The sequence below is a fragment of the Pseudomonas sp. GW821-FHT02H06 genome (assembly GCF_059421525.1).
Genome location: NZ_JBWKVD010000007.1, coordinates 96,380 through 121,413, shown reverse-complemented (window position 1 = coordinate 121,413; position 25,034 = coordinate 96,380). Strand labels below are relative to the sequence as shown.

At 59.9% G+C, this 25,034-nt stretch carries 22 protein-coding genes; 11 read left to right on the top strand and 11 right to left on the bottom strand.

The genetic code is table 11. The features are described from left to right. Positions 1-125: 125 nt before the first annotated feature. The 4 genes from AC07VF_RS13785 to AC07VF_RS13770 are packed head-to-tail and all read right to left on the bottom strand — an operon-like array spanning position 126 to position 4,927. On the bottom strand, positions 126-989 hold the full coding sequence (locus AC07VF_RS13785) for an efflux RND transporter periplasmic adaptor subunit (protein WP_495009115.1): 864 nt from the start codon (positions 987-989) through the stop codon (positions 126-128). Positions 990-1,004: 15 nt separating this feature from the next. Continuing rightward, positions 1,005-1,205 (bottom strand): DUF1656 domain-containing protein, encoded by a 201-nt coding sequence (locus AC07VF_RS13780; RefSeq protein ID WP_065991906.1) that lies wholly within the window; start codon positions 1,203-1,205, stop codon positions 1,005-1,007. Beyond that, entirely contained in the window at positions 1,195-3,393 is a 2,199-nt protein-coding gene (locus AC07VF_RS13775; RefSeq protein ID WP_495009116.1) for an FUSC family protein, read from the bottom strand. The genes AC07VF_RS13780 and AC07VF_RS13775 overlap by 11 nt, the downstream gene beginning before the upstream one ends. Positions 3,394-3,415: 22 nt before the next feature. Further along, positions 3,416-4,927 carry an efflux transporter outer membrane subunit gene (locus tag AC07VF_RS13770; RefSeq protein ID WP_495009117.1) on the bottom strand — a complete coding sequence of 504 codons (1,512 nt, stop codon included), beginning with the start codon at positions 4,925-4,927 and terminating at the stop codon, positions 3,416-3,418. A gap of 181 nt (positions 4,928-5,108) precedes the next feature. Here AC07VF_RS13770 and AC07VF_RS13765 point away from each other — a divergent pair, with 181 nt between their 5' ends. Together AC07VF_RS13765 and AC07VF_RS13760 are read left to right on the top strand one after the other, a co-directional pair. After that, on the top strand, positions 5,109-6,056 hold the full coding sequence (locus AC07VF_RS13765) for a LysR family transcriptional regulator (protein WP_133772022.1): 948 nt from the start codon (positions 5,109-5,111) through the stop codon (positions 6,054-6,056). Positions 6,057-6,154: 98 nt separating this feature from the next. Beyond that, the gene (locus AC07VF_RS13760; RefSeq protein ID WP_495009118.1) at positions 6,155-7,129 is read left to right on the top strand and encodes a 2-hydroxyacid dehydrogenase; all 975 of its coding nucleotides are present in this window, start codon (positions 6,155-6,157) and stop codon (positions 7,127-7,129) included. Positions 7,130-7,276: 147 nt separating this feature from the next. Here the strand turns inward: AC07VF_RS13760 and AC07VF_RS13755 are convergent, their stop codons facing one another. After that, positions 7,277-8,176 (bottom strand): DMT family transporter, encoded by a 900-nt coding sequence (locus tag AC07VF_RS13755; RefSeq protein WP_495009119.1) that lies wholly within the window; start codon positions 8,174-8,176, stop codon positions 7,277-7,279. 133 nt (positions 8,177-8,309) lie between these two features. On the opposite strand from AC07VF_RS13755, the gene AC07VF_RS13750 reads away from it, so the two are divergent. Continuing rightward, a complete protein-coding gene (locus AC07VF_RS13750) occupies positions 8,310-9,182 on the top strand; it encodes a helix-turn-helix domain-containing protein (protein WP_495009120.1) in 873 nt (290 codons plus the stop codon). A gap of 185 nt (positions 9,183-9,367) precedes the next feature. Here AC07VF_RS13750 and AC07VF_RS13745 read toward each other — a convergent pair whose 3' ends face one another. The 3 genes from AC07VF_RS13745 to AC07VF_RS13735 form a co-directional block, all read right to left on the bottom strand. Beyond that, positions 9,368-11,689, bottom strand: coding sequence for a TonB-dependent siderophore receptor (locus AC07VF_RS13745; protein WP_495009121.1), 2,322 nt, complete (start codon positions 11,687-11,689; stop codon positions 9,368-9,370). A gap of 109 nt (positions 11,690-11,798) precedes the next feature. Further along, the gene (locus AC07VF_RS13740) at positions 11,799-12,782 is read right to left on the bottom strand and encodes a FecR family protein (protein ID WP_495009122.1); all 984 of its coding nucleotides are present in this window, start codon (positions 12,780-12,782) and stop codon (positions 11,799-11,801) included. Next, the gene (locus AC07VF_RS13735; protein WP_346626998.1) at positions 12,779-13,384 is read right to left on the bottom strand and encodes an RNA polymerase sigma factor; all 606 of its coding nucleotides are present in this window, start codon (positions 13,382-13,384) and stop codon (positions 12,779-12,781) included. The genes AC07VF_RS13740 and AC07VF_RS13735 overlap by 4 nt, the downstream gene beginning before the upstream one ends. A 290-nt stretch (positions 13,385-13,674) precedes the next feature. Here AC07VF_RS13735 and AC07VF_RS13730 point away from each other — a divergent pair, with 290 nt between their 5' ends. From AC07VF_RS13730 to AC07VF_RS13710, 5 genes are all read left to right on the top strand, one after another. Further along, positions 13,675-14,097 (top strand): HPF/RaiA family ribosome-associated protein, encoded by a 423-nt coding sequence (locus AC07VF_RS13730; RefSeq protein WP_065991892.1) that lies wholly within the window; start codon positions 13,675-13,677, stop codon positions 14,095-14,097. Positions 14,098-14,636: 539 nt separating this feature from the next. Further along, complete coding sequence (locus AC07VF_RS13725; RefSeq protein ID WP_282371920.1) at positions 14,637-14,966, top strand: DUF3509 domain-containing protein; 330 nt, start codon at positions 14,637-14,639, stop codon at positions 14,964-14,966. 234 nt (positions 14,967-15,200) lie between these two features. Beyond that, positions 15,201-15,545 carry a YXWGXW repeat-containing protein gene (locus tag AC07VF_RS13720; RefSeq protein ID WP_122535300.1) on the top strand — a complete coding sequence of 115 codons (345 nt, stop codon included), beginning with the start codon at positions 15,201-15,203 and terminating at the stop codon, positions 15,543-15,545. A gap of 345 nt (positions 15,546-15,890) precedes the next feature. Further along, on the top strand, positions 15,891-17,336 hold the full coding sequence (locus tag AC07VF_RS13715) for a DUF6861 domain-containing protein (RefSeq protein ID WP_346630863.1): 1,446 nt from the start codon (positions 15,891-15,893) through the stop codon (positions 17,334-17,336). An 8-nt stretch (positions 17,337-17,344) separates the two neighbouring features. After that, positions 17,345-17,653: a hypothetical protein gene (locus AC07VF_RS13710; protein ID WP_065991887.1), complete on the top strand. Its 309-nt coding sequence runs from the start codon at positions 17,345-17,347 to the stop codon at positions 17,651-17,653. Between the two features lie 154 nt (positions 17,654-17,807). On the opposite strand, the gene AC07VF_RS13705 is transcribed toward AC07VF_RS13710, so the two are convergent. Further along, positions 17,808-18,254: a phosphate-starvation-inducible protein PsiE gene (locus tag AC07VF_RS13705; RefSeq protein WP_495009123.1), complete on the bottom strand. Its 447-nt coding sequence runs from the start codon at positions 18,252-18,254 to the stop codon at positions 17,808-17,810. Positions 18,255-18,673: 419 nt separating this feature from the next. Between AC07VF_RS13705 and AC07VF_RS13700 the strand changes: the two genes are divergently transcribed. After that, positions 18,674-18,940 (top strand): YebG family protein, encoded by a 267-nt coding sequence (locus AC07VF_RS13700; protein WP_346630864.1) that lies wholly within the window; start codon positions 18,674-18,676, stop codon positions 18,938-18,940. A gap of 56 nt (positions 18,941-18,996) precedes the next feature. Here the strand turns inward: AC07VF_RS13700 and AC07VF_RS13695 are convergent, their stop codons facing one another. Continuing rightward, positions 18,997-20,019, bottom strand: a complete 1,023-nt coding sequence (locus AC07VF_RS13695; protein ID WP_346630865.1) for a Glu/Leu/Phe/Val dehydrogenase family protein — start codon at positions 20,017-20,019, stop codon at positions 18,997-18,999. Between the two features lie 195 nt (positions 20,020-20,214). On the opposite strand from AC07VF_RS13695, the gene AC07VF_RS13690 reads away from it, so the two are divergent. After that, complete coding sequence (locus AC07VF_RS13690) at positions 20,215-21,018, top strand: SirB1 family protein (RefSeq protein WP_346630866.1); 804 nt, start codon at positions 20,215-20,217, stop codon at positions 21,016-21,018. Here the strand turns inward: AC07VF_RS13690 and AC07VF_RS13685 are convergent, their stop codons facing one another. Next, positions 21,019-24,078, bottom strand: coding sequence for a dermonecrotic toxin domain-containing protein (locus tag AC07VF_RS13685; RefSeq protein WP_495031058.1), 3,060 nt, complete (start codon positions 24,076-24,078; stop codon positions 21,019-21,021). A gap of 180 nt (positions 24,079-24,258) precedes the next feature. Between AC07VF_RS13685 and AC07VF_RS13680 the strand changes: the two genes are divergently transcribed. Beyond that, positions 24,259-24,579: a hypothetical protein gene (locus AC07VF_RS13680; protein ID WP_346626993.1), complete on the top strand. Its 321-nt coding sequence runs from the start codon at positions 24,259-24,261 to the stop codon at positions 24,577-24,579. Positions 24,580-25,034 lie beyond the last annotated feature (455 nt).

The following is a 25,034-nucleotide window of genomic DNA, read 5'->3' as shown; positions in this document are numbered from 1 at the left end:
TGCTCGCGAAGAGGGCGGAACATCCGCTACAGCTTTAGCGCCTGAAACGCCGTCTTCGTGAGCAAGCTCACTCCCACAGGAGCTCAATCATTCAGGGAGATACCCGTCATACCTTGCCCTCTGCGTTACGGCTCGACTACGGGATCCACAATCACCGTGCAGGTGATCCCCGCCGCCAGCACAACCCCTTCCGGCACGTGATCCAGGTGAATGCGCACGGGCACGCGCTGGGCCAGTCGTACCCAGTTGAACGTCGGGTTGACGTCAGCAATCAGCTCGCGGCTCTCCGGGTTATCACGATCGTAGATGGCGCGGGCGATGCTCTCGACGTGGCCCTTCATGACTTCACCGCTCATCAACTGCATGTCCGCCGGATCGCCGATCCTGACGTGGGGCAGCTTGGTCTCTTCGAAGAAGCCGTAGACCCAGAACGAATTCCTGTCGACCACGGCCATCTTCGCTTCGCCGATGCGCGCGTAGTCGCCGCGATGCACGTTGAGGTTGGTGACGTAGCCGTCCACCGCCGCCAGCACTTTGGTGCGTTGCAGGTTCAACTGCGCGGCTTCGAGCTGGGCGACCGCCAACTGATAATCCGCCTGGGCGGAGGTGGCGACGTTGCTGGCGTCTTCGCGGCTCTCGGCGGAGATCACCAGGGCGTCCATGTCCTTGCGCCGATTGGCGTTGACCTTGCGCATCTCCCACGTCGCCTTGCGTGACGCCACCATGGCCTCGGCCTGCTTCACCGCCAGCTGATAGTGCTCAGGGTCGATCTGCATCAGCAGGTCGCCTTTTTTGACCGGCTGGTTGTCCTTCACCGGCACATCGATCACCACGCCGCTGACATCGGCAGCGACGTTGATCACGTCGGCGCGCACCCGGCCGTCGCGGGTCCATGGCGTGTCCATGTAATGAATCCACAGCAGCCGGCCGATCCAGATGGCCAGCGCCAGAATCAACAAAGTCGCGATCAGACTGAAGAGCTTTTTCATCTCAACCAACGTGCCTCAACGGTAAACAGTGAGCGCCATGGCGCCGAAAATGCAGCTGAACAGGCTCAGACGCAGCAGCGCCGGATGCCAGAAAAAACGGTACAGGTCGAGGCCGGACATAAAGCGGTCCAGCGCCCAGGAAAGCACCATCGCGACCAGAAACATGACGGTCACGGTCGGCATGTACACGCCGTGGAAGGCGAGTTCACGAGGCATTGAGTTGTCCTTGGGGCGAGGCCACAGACGCCGGCTCTGACGCAGCGCCTGCCAGCGGCGATTGCGGGTCCAGCAGGCAGGTGCGGATGAAGTGCAGGTAGCTTTTCACCCGGCGCAACGCCGAGGTGTCGAAGTGCGGTGCGAAGGGCTCGTCGGTGTTCTGCACGCAGACGATGGCGTGATCGACGGCCGACAGGCTGCGCGCCAGGTTGTGGCGATCAGGCTGGATGAACAGGCGAATCAGCGAGCGGCCCATGGCGCGAATCGCCTGCCGCCAGGGTTGCGATTCGGCATAGCTGGGGTGCACCGGCAGGATGTCCTGCTCGCGGCGCAACTCGATGATCGCGTGGCCAATCTCCAGCACCACGAACATCCAGCGCAGCAGGTTGCGTTGCACCTCGGGTTTGCCAGCGGCCAGGCCATAGGCCTGATGCATCAGGTCACGGGTGCGGCTTTCGAAGCTGGAGCGGATTCCGCGCAGCGGCGCGCTGATGGCGAAACTGACTTGCTGACGCAGATTGCCTTCCAGCCGCTGCCACAGCCAGCGACTGTTCGGCGGCAGAATGATCGCCCCCGCCGCCGCGCACAGCAGCATGCCGAGGACCATGGCGATGTAGTCGTTGATGAACGCATACGGGTTGTAGACCGTGAGGTTGTCCGGCGCCGAACCGATGCTGAAGAAAATCAGCAGCCCCAGTCCGTATCCCACCCATTGCGGCCGTGTGGTCAGGAACGTCCCGAGCACAAACACCGGCGCCAGCACCATGCACAACAGGGGGAAACCATCGATGCGCGGCAGCACGAAAAACGTGATGAAAAAACCCAGCACCGCCCCCAGAAACGTCCCGCACGCCATCTGAAACGACATGCGCCTCGGGTTCGGCGTCGTCGCGGAAAGCGCCACCGTGGCGGCGGACACCAGGGTCATCGACGCACCGCTCGGCCAGGCCGTCGCCACCCAATACACCGACATGACCGCGAGAATAAAGGTCGCGCGCACGCCGGAGGCCAGCGAAGACAGCCAACTGGTGGTGGAGACGAAGGGCTCGACCCACTTCTCCCGCGCATGGCGGTGATCGGCCAGGGACGCGTGGGTCTGGGCGTAGTCGTGCATGTCATCGACGAAGCGATACAGCAATTCGTAAGCGGTATGGAAATCCAGCAGGTCATCGTCGCCGGGCTCGGTCTTGACGAACTGGGCGCGCAGGCTGCGCACGTGCTCGGGCAAGTCGGCCTTGTACACGCTCAACCGATTGGCGAGCAGCGCGGCGTCGGCGTTGGTCAGCGCGCGACCGGCGAAAGGCTCTAGCAATCCAGTCAGCGCAGTCAGGCCGGGCTCGATGGCCTGAACGGCCGGTGTCACACCGCGTCGACGCAAGCGTTCCAGCAATTGATGCAGGGCGTTGAAGCGCGTGGTGATGGTCATGAATTCGCTGTTCAGGCGATTCAATCGGCCGTTGCGACGGCGCATGTGCGGGTCTTCGAACACCGTGACCGCGCGCAGGCCTTCGAGTCCCACGGCATCGGCGATGAAGCGCACGTTGCTGGCCTCGAACGACGCCGGATCGCTCTCGCCGCGCAGGCCGGTGATGACGAACTGGGCGAAGGTGCCAAAGCGCTGATACAAGGTGTTGCGCATCGCCGCGCCGGCGCTTTGCGGCAGGATTGCAGCGCTGACCAAAGTGGAGCAGACGATGCCAAGGGAAATTTCCAGCACCCGCCACATGGCGGCCATAAATGAGGTATCGGGGTGAGCGAGCGCGGGCAGCCCAGTCATTGCGGCGGTGTAGCCGGCCAGCACAAAACCATAGGCGCGAAAGTTGCGATAGCGCGCGGCCCCGGCGCAGCAGAAGCCGACCCAGATCGCCAGACTGCCGAGGAACAGCTCGCTGTTTTGCGCGAACAGCGCCATCAACGTGACCATCACTACTGACCCGGCGAGCGTGCCGAGCAAGCGGTAGAAACTCTTGGCAAACACCTGACCGCTCTGCGGCTGCATCACGATGAACACGGTGATCATGGCCGTACGCGGCTGCGGCAGTTCCAGGCGCATGGCGATCCAGTACGTCAAGAATGCCGCGATCAGCACCTTGGCGATGTAGATCCACGTCACGCCATCGCTGCGCGCCCAGTCATTGAGGCCGCGACGCCATTCGAGGGATTTGAGCCAGTTAAAAGCGGCGCTCATCGCCAGGCCCTGCCGGAGCGCATCATTTATCGAACACCGCCAGCGACACCGGCGTTTTCGGCGCAGCGGTCCTTTCCGGCGCAGGCGAATCATTGCCCGCCATCAACCCTCCCCCCAGCGCCACCACCAATTCTGCGTGCACCGTCAGGCGTTCGGCCTGGACGTGTTGCTGCACCTGCTGCTGATGAAACAACAGCGTCTGCGCGTTGAGCACATTGAGGTAATCGGTCAGGCCGCGTTTATAGGCGACCATCGCGATGTCGTAGGTTTTCTGCGCGGCGGCTACCGACTGATCGGCGAACTGTTGCTGCTTGTCCATCGACTCGCGGCGAATCAATTGATCGGAAATGCTCTTCAGCGCCATCACCAGGGTCTGGTTGTACTGCGCAACGGCTTCGTCATAGCCCGCTGAGGCTACGCCCAGCTCCGAACGCAAACGCCCGCCGTCGAAGATCGGCAACGTGATCGCCGGGCCAACGCTGTAATTGAATTTCTTGCCGGCGAGGAATTCCAGCATGCCGCCGCCGGTGGCCATGTAACCGAGGCTGCCCATTAGATCGACGTTCGGATAAAACCCGGCATGGGCCACATCAATGCCCCGCGCCTGCGCCGCCACCCGCCAGCGACTGGCGACCACGTCCGGGCGCTGTCCCAGCAATTCGGCCGGCAGCGCCGACGGCAATTTCAATGCAGCATTCAGCGACAGCGTCGGGCGCTGAAGACGTGCGCCCTCGCCCGGGCCTTTGCCCGCCAGCGCGGCGATCTGATTGCGGCTCAGGGCAATTGCCTCGTCCAGCGCGTCAATCTGACGATGGGTTTCCGGCAGCGGGGTTTCCGCCTGGCTGACCTCGAAATGGGTGCCGATGCCGCCTTTCAGACGGCGCTGGGCCAGATCAACGATCTGCTGCTGTTGCGCGAGTGTGGCTTGGGCAATGTCACGCTGGGCGTAGTTGAGGGACAACTGGATGTACGCGCGGACGATGTTGTCCTGCAATTCCAGTTGCGCCTGACGTTCCTGGGCCGCGCTCATGTGCGCCATGTCCAGCGCCTGTTCGGAGTGGTTGCTCTCCTGGCCCCACAGATCAAGGGAATAACTCAGGCCCAGCGAGGCGTTGTTGTCCCACGTGCTGGTGTTCGACAGCTCACCCGGACCGTAGAACTGATCCGTCGGCCAGTTGTGGCGTTTCAGCGTACTGTCGCCGGAGATGTGCAGGGATTCCGCCGATTCCGCGATGCCCGCCATGGCCTTGGCCTGACGCACCCGCGCGGCAGCAATCGCCAGGCTGGGGCTGCCGAGCGCGGCCAGTTCGATCCAGCGATTGAGTTGTTCGTCGCCATAGGCGCGCCACCACTGACCGGCCGGCCAGTGGGCGTCTGTGTCGGCCGCCTTGATGGCGTCGTCGGTGGCCAGCGCGTCGGGGGACAACGCTGTGCCTTGTGGGGCGATTCCGCCAGTTCCGATGCAGCCGCTGATGAGTAACGTTAAAGCCCACACACTGAGGGGCTTGAGCCCTCTGACGAGACGACGCGGCACTGCTGCAATTACCTGAATGGAGGGGGAATCGATGATGCGGCGATTCTAGGGGGCGTCTAGTCCGGCGATAAGCCGGGACTTCTGCGAATCTTTGTTACCGAACAGGAGATAATCCTTTGGTATGGCTGACATGGATCAGTTACTTCATGTCACAATTTGCTATCTCACCTGAGAACGGCCAATGGACACTCTGCAAAACATGCGCGCCTTCACTTGCGTGGCGCAGGCGGGCAGCTTCACCGCTGCTGCCGCTCAACTGGACACCACCACCGCAAACGTTTCGCGCGCTGTCTCCAACCTCGAAGCCCACCTGCAAACCCGACTCCTCAACCGCACCACGCGCCGCATCGCCCTGACTGAAGCGGGCAAGCGTTACCTGCTGCGTTGCGAGCAGATCCTCGGTTACGTGGAAGAAGCGGAAGCCGAAGCCAGCGACGCCCATGCGCGCCCGGCCGGGCAGCTGAAAGTCCACTCGATGACCGGCGTAGGCCAGCACTACGTCATCGACGCGATTGCCCGCTACCGGCGCAATCACCCGGACGTGTCGTTCGACCTGACCATGACCAATCGCGTCCCGGACCTGCTCGAAGAGGGTTACGACGTGTCCATCGTGCTCGCCAGCGAGCTGCCGGATTCGGGCTTCGTGTCCCAGCGGCTGGGCATCACTTACAGCATCGTTTGCGCCTCGCCGGCCTACATCAAGGCGTTCGGCATGGCGCATCGACCGGCCGACTTGCTCAATCACGCCTGCCTGCGTCTGGTCAGTCCGGTGTTCCCGCTGGAAAAGTGGGCGTTCGACGGCCCGGAAGGTCAGGAAACCGTGACCATCGGCAACTCGCCGTTTCTGGTGAATTCGGCCGACGCCATGCAGGCAGCGATCAGCAGCGGCATGGGCATCGGGATTCTGCCGATCTACTCGGCGATCGAGGGTTTGCGTAATGGCTCGCTGGTGCGAGTACTGCCCCAGTACCGCTCCCACGAGCTGAACCTGTACGCGATCTACCCGTCGCGGCAGTACCTGGATGCGAAGATCAAAACCTGGGTCGAGTACCTGCGCGGGTCCCTGCCGGAAATCATGGCCGCCCATGAAGCGGACCTGCAGACCCATGTGTTGCCGGAGACGGTTTAGTCATCACGTGAGCGTTACGGCGGAACCCTGCCAATCCCTCGGCAAGAATGTTAGCGTGCTACGCATTGCCCTTCTGACCTGCCGAGAGAAGCTATCCGATGAAAAAGACCGTCCTTGCCTTCAGCCGCGTGTCACCGGAAATGGCCGAGCGCCTGCAGCAAGACTTCAACGTGATCATCCCCGACCCGAAAAAGGGTGATCTGAACGCGCAGTTCAACGAAGCCCTGCCCCACAGCCACGGCATGATTGGCGCCGGTCGCAAGCTGGGGCGTGAGCAGTTGGAGAACGCGAAGCAGCTGGAAGTGGTGTCGAGCATTTCGGTCGGTTACGACAACTACGACGTCGGCTACCTCACCGAACGCGGGATCATGCTGACCAATACCCCCGACGTGCTGACGGAAAGCACGGCCGATCTGGGCTTCTCGTTGATCATGAGCAGCGCCCGCCGCGTCGCCGAACTGGACGCCTACACCAAGGCCGGCAACTGGAAGCGCAGCATCGAGGCGCCGCATTTCGGCACCGACGTCTACGGCAAGACCTTGGGCATCGTGGGCATGGGCAACATCGGCGCAGCGGTCGCGCGGCGCGGTCGTCTGGGTTTCAACATGCCGATCCTGTACAGCGGCAACAGCCGCAAGACCGCCCTCGAGCAGGAACTGGGCGCGCAATTCCGTACGCTGGATCAGTTGCTGGCTGAGTCGGATTTCGTCTGTCTGGTGGTGCCACTCAGCGAAAAGACCACGCACCTGATCAGCACCCGTGAGCTATCGCTGATGAAGAAGAGCGCGATTCTGGTGAACATCGCCCGCGGTCCGATCGTCGACGAACCGGCGCTGATCAAGGCGCTGCAGGACGGCACCATTCGCGGCGCCGGTCTGGACGTGTACGAAAAAGAGCCGCTGTCTGAATCGCCGCTGTTTGCGCTGAGCAACGCGGTGACGCTGCCCCACATCGGTTCGGCGACGGACGAAACCCGCCAGGCCATGGCCGACCGCGCCTACGCCAACCTGCGCGCCGCGCTGCTGGGCGAGAAGCCGCAGGATCTGGTGAATGCGCAGGTGTGGAAGGGCTGAGCGTCACAGCTCTTGTGATGATCGTTCCCACGGTCCCCGTGGGAATGCCGCTCCCGGCGCTCCGCGCCATTAGGGCAGGTTGACGCGGAGCGTCACAGGCTGCATTCCCACGCAGAGCGCGGGAACGATCAAAGGTCTCAGCCTTCCTTACGCTAGCTTCGCGCCCACCGGCACAACCACCCTCGGCTTCCTGAACACCAGCACGTTGCCGGCCATCACCAGCACCAGCCCCATCAGCGCGGGGGCGGTCCATTGGTAGCCTTCGGCAAACGCCGACACATTCAACGCCACCACCGGGAACAGCACCGTGCAATACGCTGCGCGTTCCGGGCCCATGCGGCCGACCAGAGTGAGGTAAGCCGTAAAGCCAATCACCGAACCCGGGATTACCAGATACAGCAACGAGCCGATGTACCGCGCGTTCCACTCAAACGCGAACGGCGTGCCGCTCAGCACGCAATACACGCACAGCATCGTCGCGCCATACAGCATGCCGTAGGCATTGGTGGTCAGCGGGCGGAGTCCGGCCTTCTGTTGCAGGCTGGAAAGCATGTTCCCCGCCGAGAAACACAGCGTGCCGAGCAGGGTCAGCGCCAGGCCGATCAAGGTCTCGCGACTGGCGCTGTGCCCGGCCAGCTCCGGCCAGAACAGGCACGCCAGACCGATCAGGCCCAAGGTGCCGCCCATCACCACGTTGCGCGCGATTTTCTGCTTGAAGAAGATCCGCGCATTGAGCGCGTTCCACAGTGTCGCAGTGGAAAACACCACCGCCACCAGACCGGTCGGGATCCACTGGCTGGCGGTGTAGAAGCACATGAAGTTGACGCAGAACAGGCACAGCCCTTGCGCCAGACAAATGAGCTGCCCGCGCCGATTGACCTTCTGCAGTTTCCCGGTCGCCAACAACAGGGCGAAGATGATCAGCGCCGCGAGGCCGAAGCGATAGACGATCGACACCGGAATGGCGACTTCGCCCAGTTGCAGTTTCAAGGCAATCCAAGTCGTGCCCCAGATCAAAACGGTCAGCAGATACAACGTGATGTTCATGTCAGGCTCCCCAGTGAAGCCTCAGTCTGGCGGCGCGGGTCTGCGCTCACTTGCAGAAACTTGCGCATTTGATCGTCGCCCCGCTGGCAGGCGGCTTGGCGCGGAGTAGGATGCGAGGCGTAGAGGAGTCCCCATGTCGTCACTCGAAACCATCCAGGTTTTTCAATCCCTGAACAGCTCGCCCCACGCGCAGCTGGAGAAGTGCGCGCCCTTGGGTGACGGGGTGATGTCGGCGTTGTGGAACAACCGCCACGACGCGCAGAACTACCACGCGCCGACGCACCACACCCTGTCGTGCTACATCGACGGCGGCACCGGGACGTTCCGCCGCGATCAACCAGACAAGAAAGGCGCCCCGGACAAGATCTGCACGCTGCCGGCCGGCCATCAGTCTTCCTGGGTGGTGAACGGGGAAATCCGCCTGGCGCATCTGTACATCAGCCCCGAGCAGTTCGCCCTCAATTGCGTCACGCTGCTGGATCGCGAGCCGCGCCAGCTGGCGTTGCAGGAACACACGTTTCTGGACGACTCGCTGCAGGCCGAGCGCTTTCATCGCCTGATCCGCATGGACTGGAGCGAGCCCGGCGAACGCATGCTCACCAGCAGTCTCGCCCATGAGCTGCTCGATCACATGGTCCTGCGCCAGGTGGGGCTGCGCGAAGGGTTGCGCTTGAAAGGCGGATTGGCGCCGCACTTACGCCGTCAGTTGGTCGAGTTCATCGAGCTGAGCCTGGCCGATCCCTTGAGCCTCGGCCAGTTGGCGGGCATGTGCGCGTTGTCGGAATACCATTTCGCACGGATGTTCCGCGAAAGCTTCGGCCTGCCGCCCCACCAATACCTCCTCGCCCGACGCCTCAACCGCGCCCGGGAGCTGCTGCGCTCGACGCGCAAGCCATTTGGCGAGATCGCCCTGGAATGCGGCTTCGCCAGCGCCAGTCATTTCAGCAACCGGTTCAAACAGTCAGTCGGCGCAACGGCGAGTGAGTACCGGGCTGCGTTTCAGTAAATGCTCTTCGAGTGTCACCCACTCCAACTGACCCAACCTATATCAACTGTAGGAGTGAGCTTGCTCGCGAAGAGGCCGGTACATCCGCCGACCGCTTACCGGCCGGACCACAGCCTTCGCGAGCAAGCTCACTCCTACAGGGTTTGCGTAAATCGCCAGGACTTCGCCTCGGAAGGGGAAGACCTTCAGAACTCCAGCGTCGTCGCCATGACCACCTGCCGCGAATCTCCCAGCGACACGAAATAACGGCTTACCGCCGAGCTGTAATACGTGCGATCAAACAGGTTCTTCACGTTCAGCTGAAACTTCACTTTCTGCCCGTCCAGACGGGTTTCGTAGGTCGCGAAGGCATCGGCGACGGTGTAGCCGGGCAGATCAAAATCGTTGTCGGGATTGCCCGGGCGTTCGCCGACGTAATGGCCGCCCAAGCCCGCTCGCAAACGGTCTGCCCCCATCACCGCGCCAAAGTCGTACACCGCCGAGACCGACCCGCTGTGCCGGGGCACGTTCTGCAAGCGGTTGCCTTTCAATGTCGGGTCCTCAACCACCCAGGCATCAGTGAAGGCATAACCGCCAATCAGGCTCCAGCGTTCTGACAGCTGCCCGCCCACGTCCAGTTCCAGACCCCGCGAGCGCACCTGGCCCGCCGTCGTGTACACCGTGTCTGCGGTCAGCGAGTCAAAATTCGCCACCAGCACGTTGCGCTTTCTGATGTCGAACAGCGCCAGCGTCGCACTGATGCCATCGGACGAATCCCACTTGGCACCCATCTCCCACGCTTTCGATTCTTCGGGCGGCGTCGCCGAATCCAGCACGGTGCCGCCCGCCAGCGTGGCGATGCTGGAGTTGGGCTTGAACGCTTCGGTGTAGCTGCCATAGAACGACAGCTCGTCGCTGTAGCGGTAGACAAGCCCCGCTCGCGGAATCCACTTTTGCCCGTTCAAATCGGTGTTGCGCATGAACGGCGAGCCTTTGCCTGCCTGCTGATCGAACACTTGATAACGCGCGCCCGTGACGAAAATCCAGCGATCGGTGAGGTGCACGGAATCCTGAGCAAACACCGAGTCAGTGCGCAAAATGTCGAGCTGATGGCTGTCCGCCGCACTGACCTGAGTACCCTCCGCTTCCTGGCCATACACCGGATTCAAATAGCTGAACGTGCTTAGGCTTTTCTGGCGAATTAACTCACCGCGCGCAATCTTGCGGTATTCGTCATCGACGCCGATCAGCAGCTCGTGCCGCATGCCGGCCAGCGAGGTGTCGCCGCTCAAGGTGAGGGTGGTGAAGCGATCGGTGCTCAGGGCGCTCCCGGTGCCGTCGATGGAGCGGGTCAGCGTCCCGGTTGCCGGATCGACGGCAGTCACGCGCACCTGGCTGGCGTCGTAGGTCTCGCGGTTGTAGCTGTAGCCGAGGTGGCCCTTCCAGTTGTCGTCGAAGGTCTGGTCGACCTCGAATCGATACAGGTCCGAGCGCCCCTCCATGTTGTTGAATGGCTCGTCCAGACGCCGGGTCGCTGGGATGTTCAATGGACGGTTGGTGCGCGGATCGATGGCCGTGCCGCGATCGAACGGCGAGAGAAATTCCCGGTGCTCGTAGGACGCCAGCACTTCGGTGTCATCGCCATACCAGGCAAGCGATGGCGCCACCAGCGACTCACGGTGCACGCCGTAATTGCGCCAGTAATCTTCGTCTTCGTGGTCAACGATCAAGCGGTAGGCCAGACCGGTTGACGCCCCATCAACGCCATCAATGGCGCCGGTGCTATCAAGTGTTCCGCCGCTGCCGTTTTTGCCTGCGCCGTAGCTTGATCCCCGAGCTGTGAGGGCGTTGGCCGACTGCAACTGCGGGCGCTTGCTGACCACATTGATGACACCGCCCGGGTCCTGAATCCCATACAACAGCGATGCCGGACCCTTGAGAACTTCGACGCGTTCGGCCGTGGCATTAAGGTTGCGGCCCTGCACCACCGGCATGCCGTCGCGCATGATCGAACCGTCGCGATTGTCGCCAAAACCGCGCTTCATCAGCGTGTCCTGGGTGCTGCCGAGGGTATTGCCCTGGGTCACGCCGCTTACGTTTGCCAGCGCGTCATCGAGGTTGCGCGGCGCCTGATCGCTCAACACCTGCGCCGGAACGACGCTCACCGCCTGGGGGTTTTCCAGTCGCGGGGTTGCGCTGCGCATCACCGATGTCACAGCAGGCGGCTGATAGCTGTAGGCACCGCTGCGTGTGGAATCGATCTGCGTCGCGCCAAGGGTGACCGTGCCCTCGGCGGGTCGGGATTGCAGCGTGAAGGTGTCGTCGGTGGCACGGCGGAAGGTGAGGCCAGACGTGCTCAACAGCACGCCTAACGCCTGCTCCGCACTGAACGAGCCGTTCACCGCCGGGGCATCCACGGCGTAGGGCGTTTCCTGGGTGTAAATCACGCCCCGCCCTGTCACCCGACTGAAATCCCTCAGCGCCTGGGGCAGCGGTTTGGCCGGGATCGAAAAGTCGTAGGCCGGCACGGCTGCCTGAGCGCACGCGCTCCAGACCGCTACAACCCAAACGACATACCCACTTCTCACATCGATCAACCCCGTATGAATGCGCTACACCGCAACAGCTCGCCTGTGATCAACGGATCACGATCACGCGCCCGAGCGCTTCGTACTGCTCAAAGCCAATGACGGACTTCAACGCCGCCAGCACGGCCTGCGGATCGCGGCTGGGAAAGCTGCCGCTGACGGTCTTCGCGGCCAGCTGATCGTTGAGCAACATGATTCGCCCCGGGTAATAGCGGTTCAGGTCGCTGATGACATCGGCGAGCGGCGTGCGGGAATAATTGAGCCAGCCCTGACGCCAGGCCAACTGGCTTTCGCTGTCGACAGGCTGCGGATCACTGGTGCGTTCGCGGTCATAAGTGACCCGCTGACCGGCCGTCAAAATCTGCTGCGGCGCATCGGAGGCCGCCTTTACGCCAACGCGTCCCGACAGCACGGTGACTTGCGCCCCGACGGGCTGCAACCGCACTTCGAACTGCGTGCCCAGCACCCGGGTTTCCCCGCGTCCGCCATCGACTACAAACGGCTGGCCGGTATGGGTGACCTGAAAGAATGCGGCGCCACGGCGCAACTCGACGTGCCGCTCACCCGCATCGAAATGCACGGCGATCGCGCTGTCAGCGTCCATCGTCACCTGCGAGCCGTCGGCCAGCGCCACGGTCCGGACCTGCCCCGGTGCGGACACATAATCGGCGCTCAGATCCTCTGCCCAGCGCTGCGGATTCCAGCCCATCCCGACGCTCACCATCAGCACCAGACACGCCGCCATCGCCAGCGCCGCTCCCCAGCGCGGGAGCCGTTGCAGCGTGGGCGCGTCCATTTTCCGCAACAAGGCGTCGAGCGCGGCGGCGTCCTCTTCGGCCAGTGTGGCGGCAGGCTCTTCGCTCAGTTCCCACAGCACCTGGGCCTGAGCGTACGCCTCGGCATGGGCGGGGTCGGCGTGCAGCCAGCGGCTAAAACACGCCTGATCGGCGACCGTCGGTTGGTTGTGCAACACACTGAGCCAGCTCAGCGCGATGGTGTGCGGATCGGCACTTTGATCAGAAACGGCGTTCATCGACGTAAGCCCCCGGATTTCCCACCAAGGGGCACAATCCGCGCGGCGTCCTCATTAACGCTCGCCTTGCAGGCCTGCAAGGCGCGCATCATGTGTTTCTCCACGGCACTCTGCGAAAGGCCCATGGCCTTGGCGATTTCGGCGTACTTGCGCCCATGGATACGATTGAGCAGGAAGATCTGCCGGGTTTTCTCCGGCAATCCGCGCAACGCCGCTTCGATGTGGCGCAGATCATTGCTCGCCTCCAGCGCCGCCTGGGGTTCGTCAGTCTCGGGCCGATGCGCGTCAGGCAGCAACTCGTCGCTGAGCCGGGCGCGAGTGCTTTCATTGCGCAGATGATCAATGGCGATATTGCCAGCGCAGCGCATCAGGTAGGTGTTGAGTTCCTCGACCTGCACCAGCGGACGCCGCCAGAACCTGAGAAACAGGTCCTGCACCAGGTCCGCCGCCGTCGCCCGGCAACCCACCCTTCGGCTGACCAGCGCCTCCATTTGCGGGCGCTGTGACAGAAACACCTCCAGAAACCGCGCGCGTGCAGCTTTCGGGGCCTCGTGGTCGAGGTCCTGACGCGCTGAGTTCAAGGACGGAGGCTGATCGATCATGGTCAGGCACTGGGTGAGAGGATGCGAGGCGCGATATTAATGATAAATATTCTCATGCGCAAAAGATGTCCGACGAATCTCGCAACAAATCTGCAGCGCCTGAAACCAGACCCTGAAAAGGCGCAGCCCAGTAAAAATGGACTTGCCGGTCGAGTTCCCGCGTCCGCGAAATATATTCTCGGTTCCAAGGGGTTGAATTGTTAGTAGATCGGCGCCAACACTGTGAATGAGGGCAGACGAAAAACACCTCGTCCAGACTCTCCCGAGCAAGCCAAAGTAAGGGAAGAACTATGCAAATCCAGGTCAACAGCGATAACCACATCGAAAACAGCGTCCGTCTGGAGGAGTGGGTACGAACCACGGTTGAAACTACGCTCGAACGATACGAAGAGGATCTGACCCGCGTTGAGGTCCACATCAACGACGAAAACGGCGACAAGCCCGGCCCCCACGACATCCGTTGCCAGATGGAAGCCCGGCCAAAAGGACACCAACCCATTTCTGTTACCCACAAGGCCGATTCAATTGATCAGGCCGTGGATGGCGCAGCGGTCAAACTGGACCACGCCCTGGAACATCTTTTCGGAAAGCTGCGCGGCAACAAACGAGGCGCGGCGCCGGTGATTGAAAGCGATCTGGATGACGAGCCGGTCAGTGCTGACGCGTTGCTCGAAGAAGAATTTCTCGAGAAGGATGAAGCATTGCACGGCTGATGCAGCAGCCTTGAAACACTGAACTGCTGATGGAGGGCGGGCCTGGAAACGGGCCCGCCCCTTCTTTTTGCGCGTTCGTTAAGCGCCGAACGTTCGCCTTGTGAGCTGCGCTAAACACGCGGCGACTTCACTGGCCAACCTTTCGCACACAAAGGACGCATGGGGCGCGCAAATGGTGCCGAGTGGGAATTATCCAAACAGTTAGCCAGTACAAAATGGACGCCTAAACCATGACCTGCTTCTCGATTCAGCGGCCCGCGGTCCACCTGTTGAAAGCATTTACTCCTTTCGTCCCTTGTGGCCCAAACCCTGCAAGCTTTGTATCGTCGAGCTTACACCTCACCTGCACGCCGCATGCTTAATAGCTCCGCGCGCAGTGACTCGCTCAATGAGACGACGTTTCAACGGACCACTGATGGATATCACCGCGACTTCAGCGAGAGCGGCCAAGGCAGGAATCATTAACCGTTGATCGGCTTCGAGAACTAAAAGGATTCACCCCCAGTCAACTTATGCAGATCGTTAACAGGTAACAGGCCATGGATAACCCTTTTCAACTGATCACTGACGCCTTCCACCCCGACTACCGGGTCAACCTGAGTATTCAGGGTCTCGACGGGACCATCATGCTGACGCTGTCGAATGAGTCAGGTGTGGTCGCCAAACGCCTGCTCAGCGCGGAGCAACGCAACTCGCCCAAGCGTCTGCGTCGTTTGATCGAGAGCATCCAGTTCGGTATCGCCATCGAACAGGGCCACAGCGCCATCAAGATCCTGGCAGCCATGACCGACGGCGACCTCAAGCAACTCTCGCCGCCGCCCACCCGAACCAGCTTCCTTGGCCGTCCGCAGCTGACTGCCGGCATCTGATTGTTCGATGCGCATGGAGTGAGGTGATCTCTGTCACCTCTCCAGCGCAGCCTCTGCCGGGCATCATTGTTGATGCGCCCTGCCCCCGCCAATGATCGCCGATTCCCCTCTAAGTCCCGCCGATTCAGCCCCCAGACAGAAAGCACCTGTTACAACAAACCTGTAGCAAGCCGGCTGCCCCGTTACACAACTGAACGGCGAGCAGCAGAGTCTGGACAAGTCTGAGGTGACGATATGTCTCTACGATACATAGCGCTGATTGGCGCGCTGGCCCTGGCGACCGGGTGCGTGGAAGAAAGAGTGGTACACGAACGTCGAGTGGTCGACCGACCCGCACCCCGCGCCGAGTATGTCGAAGTCGTCGCCCCGCAAGCGCCGCCCGTGCGCGTCATCGAAGAAGAACCGGCCCCGCGCCCGGGCTACATCTGGTCCCGCGGCTACTGGCGCTGGAACGGCAACCGCTACGTCGCCGAGCACGGCCACTGGGAAGCGGTACGGCCGGGCTATCGCTATCAACATCCGTACTGGGAAAGTCGAGGCGATGGCTGGCATTACCATGTTGGGGTGTGGGTGAATTAACGAACTGCCGCACGCAAAAATGCCCCGCTTAGACGGGGCATTTTTTTGGATTCGCTGGTGGATAGCTCATCGTAAAACAGCTCGCTGATTGCAAGCGGCGATTACAAGGGAGAGGCAAGTTCGTACCGAACGACCATCCCATCTTGCAAAGTATCTCGGTCGCCGCTGCAGCAACAACCTGCCAACTGCTTGAAGCATCACTGGTCGTAGCGCTAATGGCGAAGGATAGAATCCACTCTCAGTTGTTTTCTTGCGGCTGTAGTCCTAAATTAGCGGCATGCCGTGGTCCTGTCGGACCACCATCTGGGCGTAAATGCCGCCCAACAATGGAGACCTAACCGCTAAATGGATTTTTTCGCTAATTTACCTAGCTGGGGCGACATCGAGCGAAACCTCGACCAAAAATTCAGTGAGCTGAATCAGGGCGTTGATGACGGCTGGAACGGCTTCACCCGCCGCATCAGTAACGGCGCAACTCAAGCCTACAGATACGTGGGTGGGCATAAGATCGATAATGTTCGCCACGCGCTGGACTTATCCTCCCCCATCATGCAGATGAACATTCGGCGCAAATGGGCGTCGATCAATATTGAGGAAATTCTGCCGGAGTTGATTAAGCTGTTGCAGGAAGTTGTGATGATCGTGGGCGGCAGCGTAATGATGGGAGCTGCGATGGGTGGCGCAGCCGGCTCACTTGCTTTAGGTGCTGGAGCCTTGCCCGGCGCGGCAATCGGCGCAAGTGTAGGGTTGCAGGTCGGAAACTTGATCATGGCAGCGCTTGGGTTATATGCAATCGCTGGTTATTTCTCGGCAGGTATCGGGCCATGCCTATCGACGATATACGAAGGGCTATGCACTGCGTGGCAAGCTGAAGACGGCTTGAAAGATCCAGGCCTTGACCCCACTGGCGGTTCCGCTGCGATGATCCAAGACCGCATAGAGCGCGCAGCTCGGCTGCTGGCCCAAGGGCAAGAGCAATTGGTCTTGCTATTACTGATGGCTATTGTCACTTATCTCACTCGAGGGCAGATGAGAGCGGGGGTATCCAACAGTTTGGAAAGTATCGCGACGAGGAGTGCCAAGCTACGAGCAGATATTTCCAGCAAACCAATCGTTGAATGGCTCACAAAAAATGAAGAGAACCTTTTGGGACATCCTGAATTACAGATCAGGGGGGTCACTTCAGTCGAGCAGCTGGTGCGGGAAAGTAAGATGCGTGACTTTTACGCCAAGCAAGACCCAGAGTTCGTGTCAGTCGAGCATAAACGAAACTCTGTGAAGACACTTGAGCCAAAGGGCTTAAGTAACCAGCAGGTCCGTGATTATCTGCAAAGCGTTGACGGACAAAAATATATCGCTAAAATCGCAAAGGCAGACCCTGAGTTACCATTTCCAGATATCTTGGAAAGAGCCATCAGTCATGTAGCTTCAGGAAGTACCGTACCGGTCACCACCAACATTACAACACCACTTGTGAAAATCGTACCTGTGACACAAGAAGGCGTCTCTGCCTTCTCACCATTCTTCACCACAATGGAAGAATTGCAAGCGGCGGCTAAATCCGATAAAACTCTAGCGGATGCACTCGGCTTACCGGTTACGAGTGAAAATGCTAGATATCACGTGTTTGAAATTACGCCACTCCAGCCCACCGAAGTTTTCAAGAGCACGGTTGCACCGACAGTGGAATTCGGCGGGAGAATCACCAGAACAGGCGGGGCGGCACAATATTTAGTGCCTAATCGGCAAGAATGGTCCGCAGCAAAGCTCATTGGCGAAATCGACAATTAGGAATCAGTATGGACATACTAGCGCTGAAACAGACTGCAATCGAGTTACGCAAGCAATTAGAACGGTATAAAGAAAAGGAACCGGCAGCACTCGCTTTGTATGAGCATATGGAGCCTTTAATATCGGCCGCCGAGCGAGGTGAGATTAATACCCAGGTCGAAGCACGAGACATACCAGGCCATCGAATTATGGATGAATCAAACCTCCGAAAATATCGTGACCTCTCTGGAGCGTATAGCAATTTTTATATAGAACTTATCGAAGGCCGTGACATGCTCAAAATGGTAGAAGAAATTGCTAAAAAGGCAAGAATGTAAAAGAGCTATATCCGGGCAATCGTGGACCGATACGAACGCTGCGGAAACGTACCGCGACTTCTCGGCGTTGGCCGCTAACCGCATGCACGCCAAACGCCAAGAATTAGTCGGACAAGTGTGGAATGAGCCCTAAACGACAAGGACTCACCCATCCCTACTCCACTTTTTCCTGCACCGACGGATACCTCGACGAGGAGTACCTGACGACCAGAATCGAGAACGCCAGCAACAGCACGCCGCCACAGACGTAGATAATCCCCAGATCCGGCGCCTTGTGGTGCGACACGTCACTGATCAGCAAACGGATCAAAGCGGTCACCCCGATGTACAGCAAGAAGCGCAGGGGCATGTGGTTGGTCTTGAAATAAATCCCGACCATCGCGCCCAATTCGAGGTAGATGAACAACAGCAAAATATCATCCACGGCGATGTATTCCTGCCCGAGCATGCCGACGAACGCTTTAATCGCGGCGTAAGCGGTCACCGCGCCAATGCCGAACAGCGCCAGATAGTGAAACGCTTCAACGGCCAAGTTGCCCAGGCTGTTGGCGCCGCCATGCAGCTTGGCCCGCATCCGATCTGCCCATTTCACACCACCCATCCCTCACCTCCCCTGACCCAACCAAAACTGTTCATAACGAGCGCTGCGATTCAGCGCAGCGGTGGATCTGTCGACGCAGGCCTAAGGCCGCATTGATGTTCACGATGTACTTCCTTGAGTGACCCGGACCGGATGATGCTGCGCGCGCATGACGGTTTGCGCGTGCGGGATGTCCGAGGGCAAGCATTAATAGGGCCATCGGCTAAGCTTGAGAACGTGACCAGATGTCGCAAGGCCGCGCATGGCGAAAAAAGTGAGCGCGCACCCCCTACCCAAGCTGCGGCGATTCACCTATGCTGCGCACTGTATAAATAAACAGTAAAAAGACGGAGTACGCTGTCTTTGCATCATCCGTCGGCCGAAGCGTTGAGCGCCCGGGCTGATCCCTTACAACTCTGGAAATGACGACGAGGCCAACAATGGCTGTTGAAACCCTTTACCGCAGTACCCGTGATTTGGAGACTACGTTCGTGGACCGCAAACTCGCCGATGCCCATGATCAGATGCTGGAACTGGCCGAACTGCTCACCGATGTGCTGATGAAGAACGTCGCCGGCCTCTCCGAAAAACACGCCGAAGACGCCAGTATTTTCATGGCAAAGAACCGCGCCGTCTTCGCTGCCGCGTTCAAGAGCAATGCCCTGGCCCTCAACGAGCTGGCACCCGCGGCGGAGCCGGCAGAGTAATCAGGCCGGCGACTTCAGCTTCAGAAAGTTGAATGCAGGTTTGACACGAAAGCGATTCAGTCCATGTCCAGCAGCCGTTCTGCCAGCTCATCTGCGACCCGCGCGGGTGAGCGCTTTTCAGCTTGCGCATGGGCAAACACTTCGGTCAGCCGCGTGCCGATCTGAGACAGATGCGCAGTGATGGTCCCCGGGCTTTGCCCCTGATGATGCAGCGCGACATAGATCAAACCGCCGGAATTGATCACGTAATCCGGGGCATACAGAATGCCGCGCGCTTCCAGTTGGTCGGCAATGGCGGCGCAGCTCAGCTGGTTATTGGCGCCGCCCGCCACTGCAGCGCAACGCAACTTGGTCACACTGTGGCTGTTGAGTACGCCGCCCAGCCCGCACGGCGCAAGAATGTCGCAAGGCGTACTGAGGAGTGCTTCGCTGGCAATCGGCTTGGCGCCCAATTGCTCCATGGCGAGCTGCACCTTGCCGCTGTCCAGATCAGCTACCAACAACTCGGCGCCCGCGGCATGCAGCTGTTCGGCGAGCGCGTAACCCACATGCCCCAAGCCCTGAATCGCCACGCGCAAACCTTCCAGATTATCGCTGCCCAGTCTTGCCATGGCCGTGGTCCGAATCCCGGCGTACAACCCTAGCGCGATGTGCGCAGATGGATCGCCGACTGCCGTGGTGCTGGTGACGTGCGGGGTGAATTGGGCAATGCAGTCCATGTCCTCCCTGGAAGTGCCGCTGTCCATGGCCGTGACGTAACGGCCGTCGAGGGTCTGCACGAATCGCCCGAACGCCTCGAACAAGGCAGCTCGATCAGGCACATGTGCCGGGCGCATGATCACCGCCGTTCCCCCACCCAGTGACAACCCGGCAAGCACAGCTTTGTAACTCATGTTCCTTGCCAGCTGAATGGCATCCTCGATGGCGCTCTCTTCGTTTGGATAGGAGAGGTAGCGACAGCCCCCCATCGCCGGGCCTTTGCGGCTGCTGTGGATCGCAATCACCGCCTTCAGGCCGGTGAGGGGTTCAACCATCATGTGCAGTGATTGCACGCGTGAGCTTTGCATGAGAGCGAACATGGGCACTGCTCCCCTTTTTCGTACTGGCGAGTATAGGCGCTGGTTGAAAAAAAGAAGGCCGACCCGTGGGGATCCGGACGACGGACTGCCATTCAACGTGCCCGATGAATCAATGCTGGACGAAGGCGGCAGCCAGGGATAAAACAGAGCCATCCGTTAACTCTTCTTAGCCGTCATATCCTGCCGGAGAGGTCGATGAATCCGCGCCAGCAATGCATTGCCTGTCTAGGACGCAATCCGCCGTCCACGTTCGAAGCCGCTGCGTGGATCGCCACGGAGCACGACGGCCAGGTTGATTTCCAGGTTATCCGCGACCAGCTCACCGCGCTGGAACGTAGTGTCAGCGCAGCCCTTCCTTTATTGCCGGCTGCGGAGCTTGCCCAGCCATTGCTGCGGCAACTGGCGACGCTGGGATTTCAGCAGGACGATGCTGCCCAGCCCAAACCCCAGGCTGCCCTGATTCACAAAGTGCTTGAACGTCGTCGCGGTCAACCGCTGGGGCTGGCGTTGATTGCGCTGGAAATAGCCAAACGGCTGGAAATCCCGCTCGAGGGTGTTAACTTCCCCGGTCACTTTCTGCTGCGTGTGCCCGGTGCCGACCATACGCTGGACCCTTGTGGCGGGCGCAGGCTTTACCCAAAAGACTGTCGTGAGTTGCTGCTGCGCCAGTTCGGTGCAGACATGCAGCTCAAGGCCGAGCACATGAAAACCGCAACGCCAGCGGCAATGCTGCAGCGGCTGTCGCGAAACCTGCGGTACCTGCATCAGCTAAACGACGACTTGCTCGCCGCACTCAAGGACGCGACTCGTGTGATGGAGCTGGGCCAGGCCAACACCAGCGATTACCTCGCTCGTGCCACCCTGTACCAGCATCTGGAGTGCCCGCAGGCCGAGCGTTTCGACCTGGAGCATGCGTTGATGTTGAGCGAGGACCCGGTCCAACGGGTGCGGCTCACTCAACGGTTGGTTCAGCTGCCCGGAATGGGCGCGCTGCACTGATTATCGGAACCGCGGCACACTGCCCGACGATGGTTTTGCCGCCTTGCCCAAGCGCTTCAGTTTCTCGGCCTTGCGGATCTTGCGGACCTGTTTGGCCGTTTTGAACGCTCCGAATGCAGCCTTCATGAAGTAGCCCCTGGCGCGCGCACGGTCGCCATCCTGATACGCACGGATTCCGCGGAAGAGATCAACGCCAGCGTGAATCGCCGTCCAGACCAGCTTCGTCATCGGGTTCAAGCCAGCCAGCTGGCCGCCGTATTTACGGACGAAGGTATACGTATTGAGCAACCTTCGCTCATTGACACTCTCGGTCTGGGTGTCGATATCCACGATCAAGTGCTGCACCGCAATCCCATGCAAGCCCTGTAGTGTCACCGGCGCCGACTGAGAAACCTTATAGGGCTTGCCGTCGACGACGGGCGACATCTCAAGCTTTTGCATCAACGTTCCGATGATGCGCTGAGCGCCGTAATAGACCTGATCATAGTAATAACGGCTCATGCCGGGGCGGGACACAGAGCGAACAACGTCATCCTCCTGGCGGAACAAATAGCCATCGGGCGCACCCGGTGTGTAGACCAGCGTTCCCAGGCGAGCGTTGGCTTCATCCGGCTTGAAAACGTAGATATTGGCAAAGGATTTGTACGCCATGATCAGCAGATGAAGTGTCCCCGGCGCCTGAATGTTGTTCCCGACGATACTGCTGTCGAGACCCGTGACCATCCGCACAAGCCAGTTGTACTGATCAGCGTCAAGCCGGCCTGCGGCGTACTCAATCAACGCGTCACGCCGCAGTTCACAGTGGGTTTTGCGCGCGAACAAGGCGCGCACTCTGGCCGGCGGGGAATTGGTGAGGTCCCACGTGTGCTGGCGCAGTTTTTTGATGTACTCATCGGCATAGTTGGAACTGCGGATCATCTCGTCTACGAAGTCACCCGAGAGCCCGGAGACATCCTGGCCAATCGACGAATACACGGCGGCATCGGGATCAAAGTCGTATTCCTCTTCCGAGTACCCGACCATGAACAGGTCCGTCAGGCATCTGAGCGTGGTGTAGCGACCAAAATCCGGTTCACTCTCGCCAGCGTTGTCCTCGACGTCGAAAAACACAGTGTCCGGGTCGATACGTCCCGGCACCCCGGACGCCTTGAGATGCCTGTCGATCAAACGCTCGCATTCGCGGCGGGCAGCTTCGCGCCAAGGCGTGATTCCGAACTCATCGTAGGCTTTGTTCAATGCTGCAACCCGATGGGCCAGCACCACCTGCGCCATCCGGTGTTGCTCGGTGACGTGCTGCAGCCGCCCACTGGAGACAATCTGATTGCGGGCCAGCATTTGCTCGACCTTGTAATGGCTCAAGCTCGACAGCGCGTCGTTGAAAGAGGCGGCGTTGACGGCGACTAACTGGACGCTGTCGCTAGACCACTGCGAAGGCTTCAGCCGGATGCTTTCGATGTACGGCACGACGTGCTGGTCTGGATTGACGACGGTCTGATCGAGCAGGTACTGCGCACCGCGCGCGTTACCCGTCCAACTGCCGACTTCAAGGGACAGCTTGCGCCAGGTGTCGAAGTCGAATATCTCGCGACCATTTGGCTGACCCGGTGCGTACAGCACATAAAACTCGTCATCTCCGTTGATCTCACTGATGACGACCACATCTTCCAATCGCCGATTGCCGCCTTTGAGGTAAAGGGCGCCAACCTTTATCGAAGGGCTGCCGGCAAGGTTCGACTGCACTTGCTCGATCAAGGCGAGACCACGATCCGAAATATGCCCTTGCAGTTTCGCTGCCCAGGCACTCAACGCGATGTTGCTGGCGCGCAACGCGCTCATGGCATCCAAGGTGCTTTGGTCGCGGTACCGACGTTCTACTTCGCTCCCGTAACGCTGCTTCAAATTGAGCTCTCGCACCAATCGGCACACGAAATCGAAATTCAGGCGTAAGTGAGAGTAAGCGGGATCGACCTCGATACTCGGGCCCAGATTGAGGTCTGTGTCTGGCATACCGTCGAGTGCGAATCCCAAGAGAGTGTTGGTGTAAACAGTCTTCAGCGGCGCGTCGGCGAACTGCATTTCATCGGGCAGATGGATCGTCACTGTGGACGGGTCAAGGGTGTAACCCAGACGCTCGATCAAATAGGCCGCGATTTCTTCCCGCGCGAAGACTTCGGGTGTCTCGATGCCAGCCAACTGGGTATGCATTCGCGCTTCACAAACCGACTGCTCCTCTGCGAGCGCGTCGTAGCGCTGACGATCTGTCGGCGCGGCGAACCGCAGCCATTCCGGCAGACGCCGCTCATGCACGAATGCCAGCAGGTCCAGATAGCGAACATTCAGGGCCTGCTCCAGATCGTCCAGACGGCTCACGTCGTCGAACATCTGCAACAGGGCATCCGGGTCGCCACTGCTCAACGGCGCCTGGGCACGCAAGTAGTCGAAGTCTTTCAGCTGTTTTTCGCGAAGGCTGGCGACGTAGCGGGCCGCCGGTTTTTCTTTCATCAGCGAATAGTCGAGGTGCACAGCAACCGCCGAATGGTCGGCAAGCAGAATTTGATGTTCGAGCGAGAGATAACCCAGCAGCAGATCGCGTGAGTCGTTCTGAATCAGGCGCTGCTTGAACTCAGCTTCCATCGCGTCGAGCGTTGCGAACTCCTCCACCCCGCCATAGGGACTGAACAGATAGACGGCGGCATCAGGGCCATCGGAAACCAGCGGCATGACATTGACGTCTTTGGCAGTCGCTACGTAGACCCCGATCAATGGCAGCACTGCGCCGTCCGATGTGCGCAATGACAGCGCATAACGGCCCTTGCAGTCGGGGGAATCGACAACGCTCAGCAGGCGGTTCTTTTCTTGAGTGTCGAGCTCTCGGGTGCCGACGGTCAAAGCGATGGCGTGGCTAAGCACCCACGACTGCAAAGTCTCGAAGACTTCACCGCGTGTGCCACGGACGGCGTCCTCACAGGGGATTCGGGTGAAAGTTTGCTCGTCCACAGCCCAGTAATGATCGAGAGTGAACTTGAAAAAGCCGGGCAGCCTTTTCAGCAGATCAGGCAACATGTCTCTGATTGCGCCGATGTCCAGGCCTGGCAGTCCATATGCAGCGTGAGCGGAGTCTCTTCGCGTCGACAACACCGCTTGTTGATGATCAAGGTGAGCGGTGTCTCCGATGAACGCACGCAACAGAGTCTCGGTCAGCGAGAGCGGTGCCGGATCGGATCCTCCAGGATTGTTTCTGTGAATGAACAACGCGTCAGGGTTGGGAAATCGTGTCACGCGACCCAGTGCTTGCGTCAGCATCTGCCTGGCGGCCAGACGTACGGTCGGGGCTTCGCGCAAATGCGCAATCAGCAACGCAGACAGCTCGCCTTCGTTATTGGCGTGATCGAGCAGCGAACCCGCTTTCTGATGGGGATGATTTTTGAAAAAGTGATCAGACATCTCTACAGCTCCAAGATGACCGCCCGCGCCACAAAGGCATCCAGCCAAAGTGTGAAATACGTGGGCAATCCGAAAGAGCTGTCATCTAAACCGCTGAGTCGCAGATCGATGGGATAACTATTGATAGCGATGGGCGAGACCAGCCGACCCATGAAGCAGGAAAAAAGAGCGTTTCCTGCGACCCCGTTGCGAGGTCCTACTGTTGCTGTGGCTGTAAAACTGCTTGTCACAAAGCACGCTGTTTCGGTTTCAACAAACCCCTTAACCTTCGCGCCCTCTGAGCAGCCCACTGGCCCTTGAATGGCTTGAGGATGCGCTCGACCGTCGTCACCGACGTTGTGTTTTGAAGCTCCTGGATTCAACGTCTTATTTGGCCGCTGCGATTGCAGCGGCTTTTTTTTGCTTTGGACTCAGGACACTTTCCGGATGCCTTTCATGCTTGCGATGGTCCATCCTTCCGCTCAAAAACAAAGCTCAGAAAGATCCCACAGCGTTTCTAGCGACATTCCTAAACAGCTTGAAGGGGGAAGTTGGTCTTCGGTGACTGGTAAAACGTACGATCCATCAGGCTT

Bases quoted from the DNA above. Each gene is read 5' to 3' on its own strand.
- AC07VF_RS13785 (WP_495009115.1), bottom strand. From the start codon at position 989: ATGAAAAAGCTCTTCAGTCTGATCGCGACTTTGTTGATTCTGGCGCTG.
- AC07VF_RS13780 (WP_065991906.1), bottom strand. From the start codon at position 1,205: ATGCCTCGTGAACTCGCCTTCCACGGCGTGTACATGCCGACCGTGACC.
- AC07VF_RS13775 (WP_495009116.1), bottom strand. From the start codon at position 3,393: ATGAGCGCCGCTTTTAACTGGCTCAAATCCCTCGAATGGCGTCGCGGC.
- AC07VF_RS13765 (WP_133772022.1), top strand. From the start codon at position 5,109: ATGGACACTCTGCAAAACATGCGCGCCTTCACTTGCGTGGCGCAGGCG.
- AC07VF_RS13760 (WP_495009118.1), top strand. From the start codon at position 6,155: ATGAAAAAGACCGTCCTTGCCTTCAGCCGCGTGTCACCGGAAATGGCC.
- AC07VF_RS13755 (WP_495009119.1), bottom strand. From the start codon at position 8,176: ATGAACATCACGTTGTATCTGCTGACCGTTTTGATCTGGGGCACGACT.
- AC07VF_RS13750 (WP_495009120.1), top strand. From the start codon at position 8,310: ATGTCGTCACTCGAAACCATCCAGGTTTTTCAATCCCTGAACAGCTCG.
- AC07VF_RS13740 (WP_495009122.1), bottom strand. From the start codon at position 12,782: ATGAACGCCGTTTCTGATCAAAGTGCCGATCCGCACACCATCGCGCTG.
- AC07VF_RS13735 (WP_346626998.1), bottom strand. From the start codon at position 13,384: ATGATCGATCAGCCTCCGTCCTTGAACTCAGCGCGTCAGGACCTCGAC.
- AC07VF_RS13730 (WP_065991892.1), top strand. From the start codon at position 13,675: ATGCAAATCCAGGTCAACAGCGATAACCACATCGAAAACAGCGTCCGT.
- AC07VF_RS13725 (WP_282371920.1), top strand. From the start codon at position 14,637: ATGGATAACCCTTTTCAACTGATCACTGACGCCTTCCACCCCGACTAC.
- AC07VF_RS13720 (WP_122535300.1), top strand. From the start codon at position 15,201: ATGTCTCTACGATACATAGCGCTGATTGGCGCGCTGGCCCTGGCGACC.
- AC07VF_RS13715 (WP_346630863.1), top strand. From the start codon at position 15,891: ATGGATTTTTTCGCTAATTTACCTAGCTGGGGCGACATCGAGCGAAAC.
- AC07VF_RS13710 (WP_065991887.1), top strand. From the start codon at position 17,345: ATGGACATACTAGCGCTGAAACAGACTGCAATCGAGTTACGCAAGCAA.
- AC07VF_RS13705 (WP_495009123.1), bottom strand. From the start codon at position 18,254: ATGGGTGGTGTGAAATGGGCAGATCGGATGCGGGCCAAGCTGCATGGC.
- AC07VF_RS13700 (WP_346630864.1), top strand. From the start codon at position 18,674: ATGGCTGTTGAAACCCTTTACCGCAGTACCCGTGATTTGGAGACTACG.
- AC07VF_RS13695 (WP_346630865.1), bottom strand. From the start codon at position 20,019: ATGTTCGCTCTCATGCAAAGCTCACGCGTGCAATCACTGCACATGATG.
- AC07VF_RS13690 (WP_346630866.1), top strand. From the start codon at position 20,215: ATGAATCCGCGCCAGCAATGCATTGCCTGTCTAGGACGCAATCCGCCG.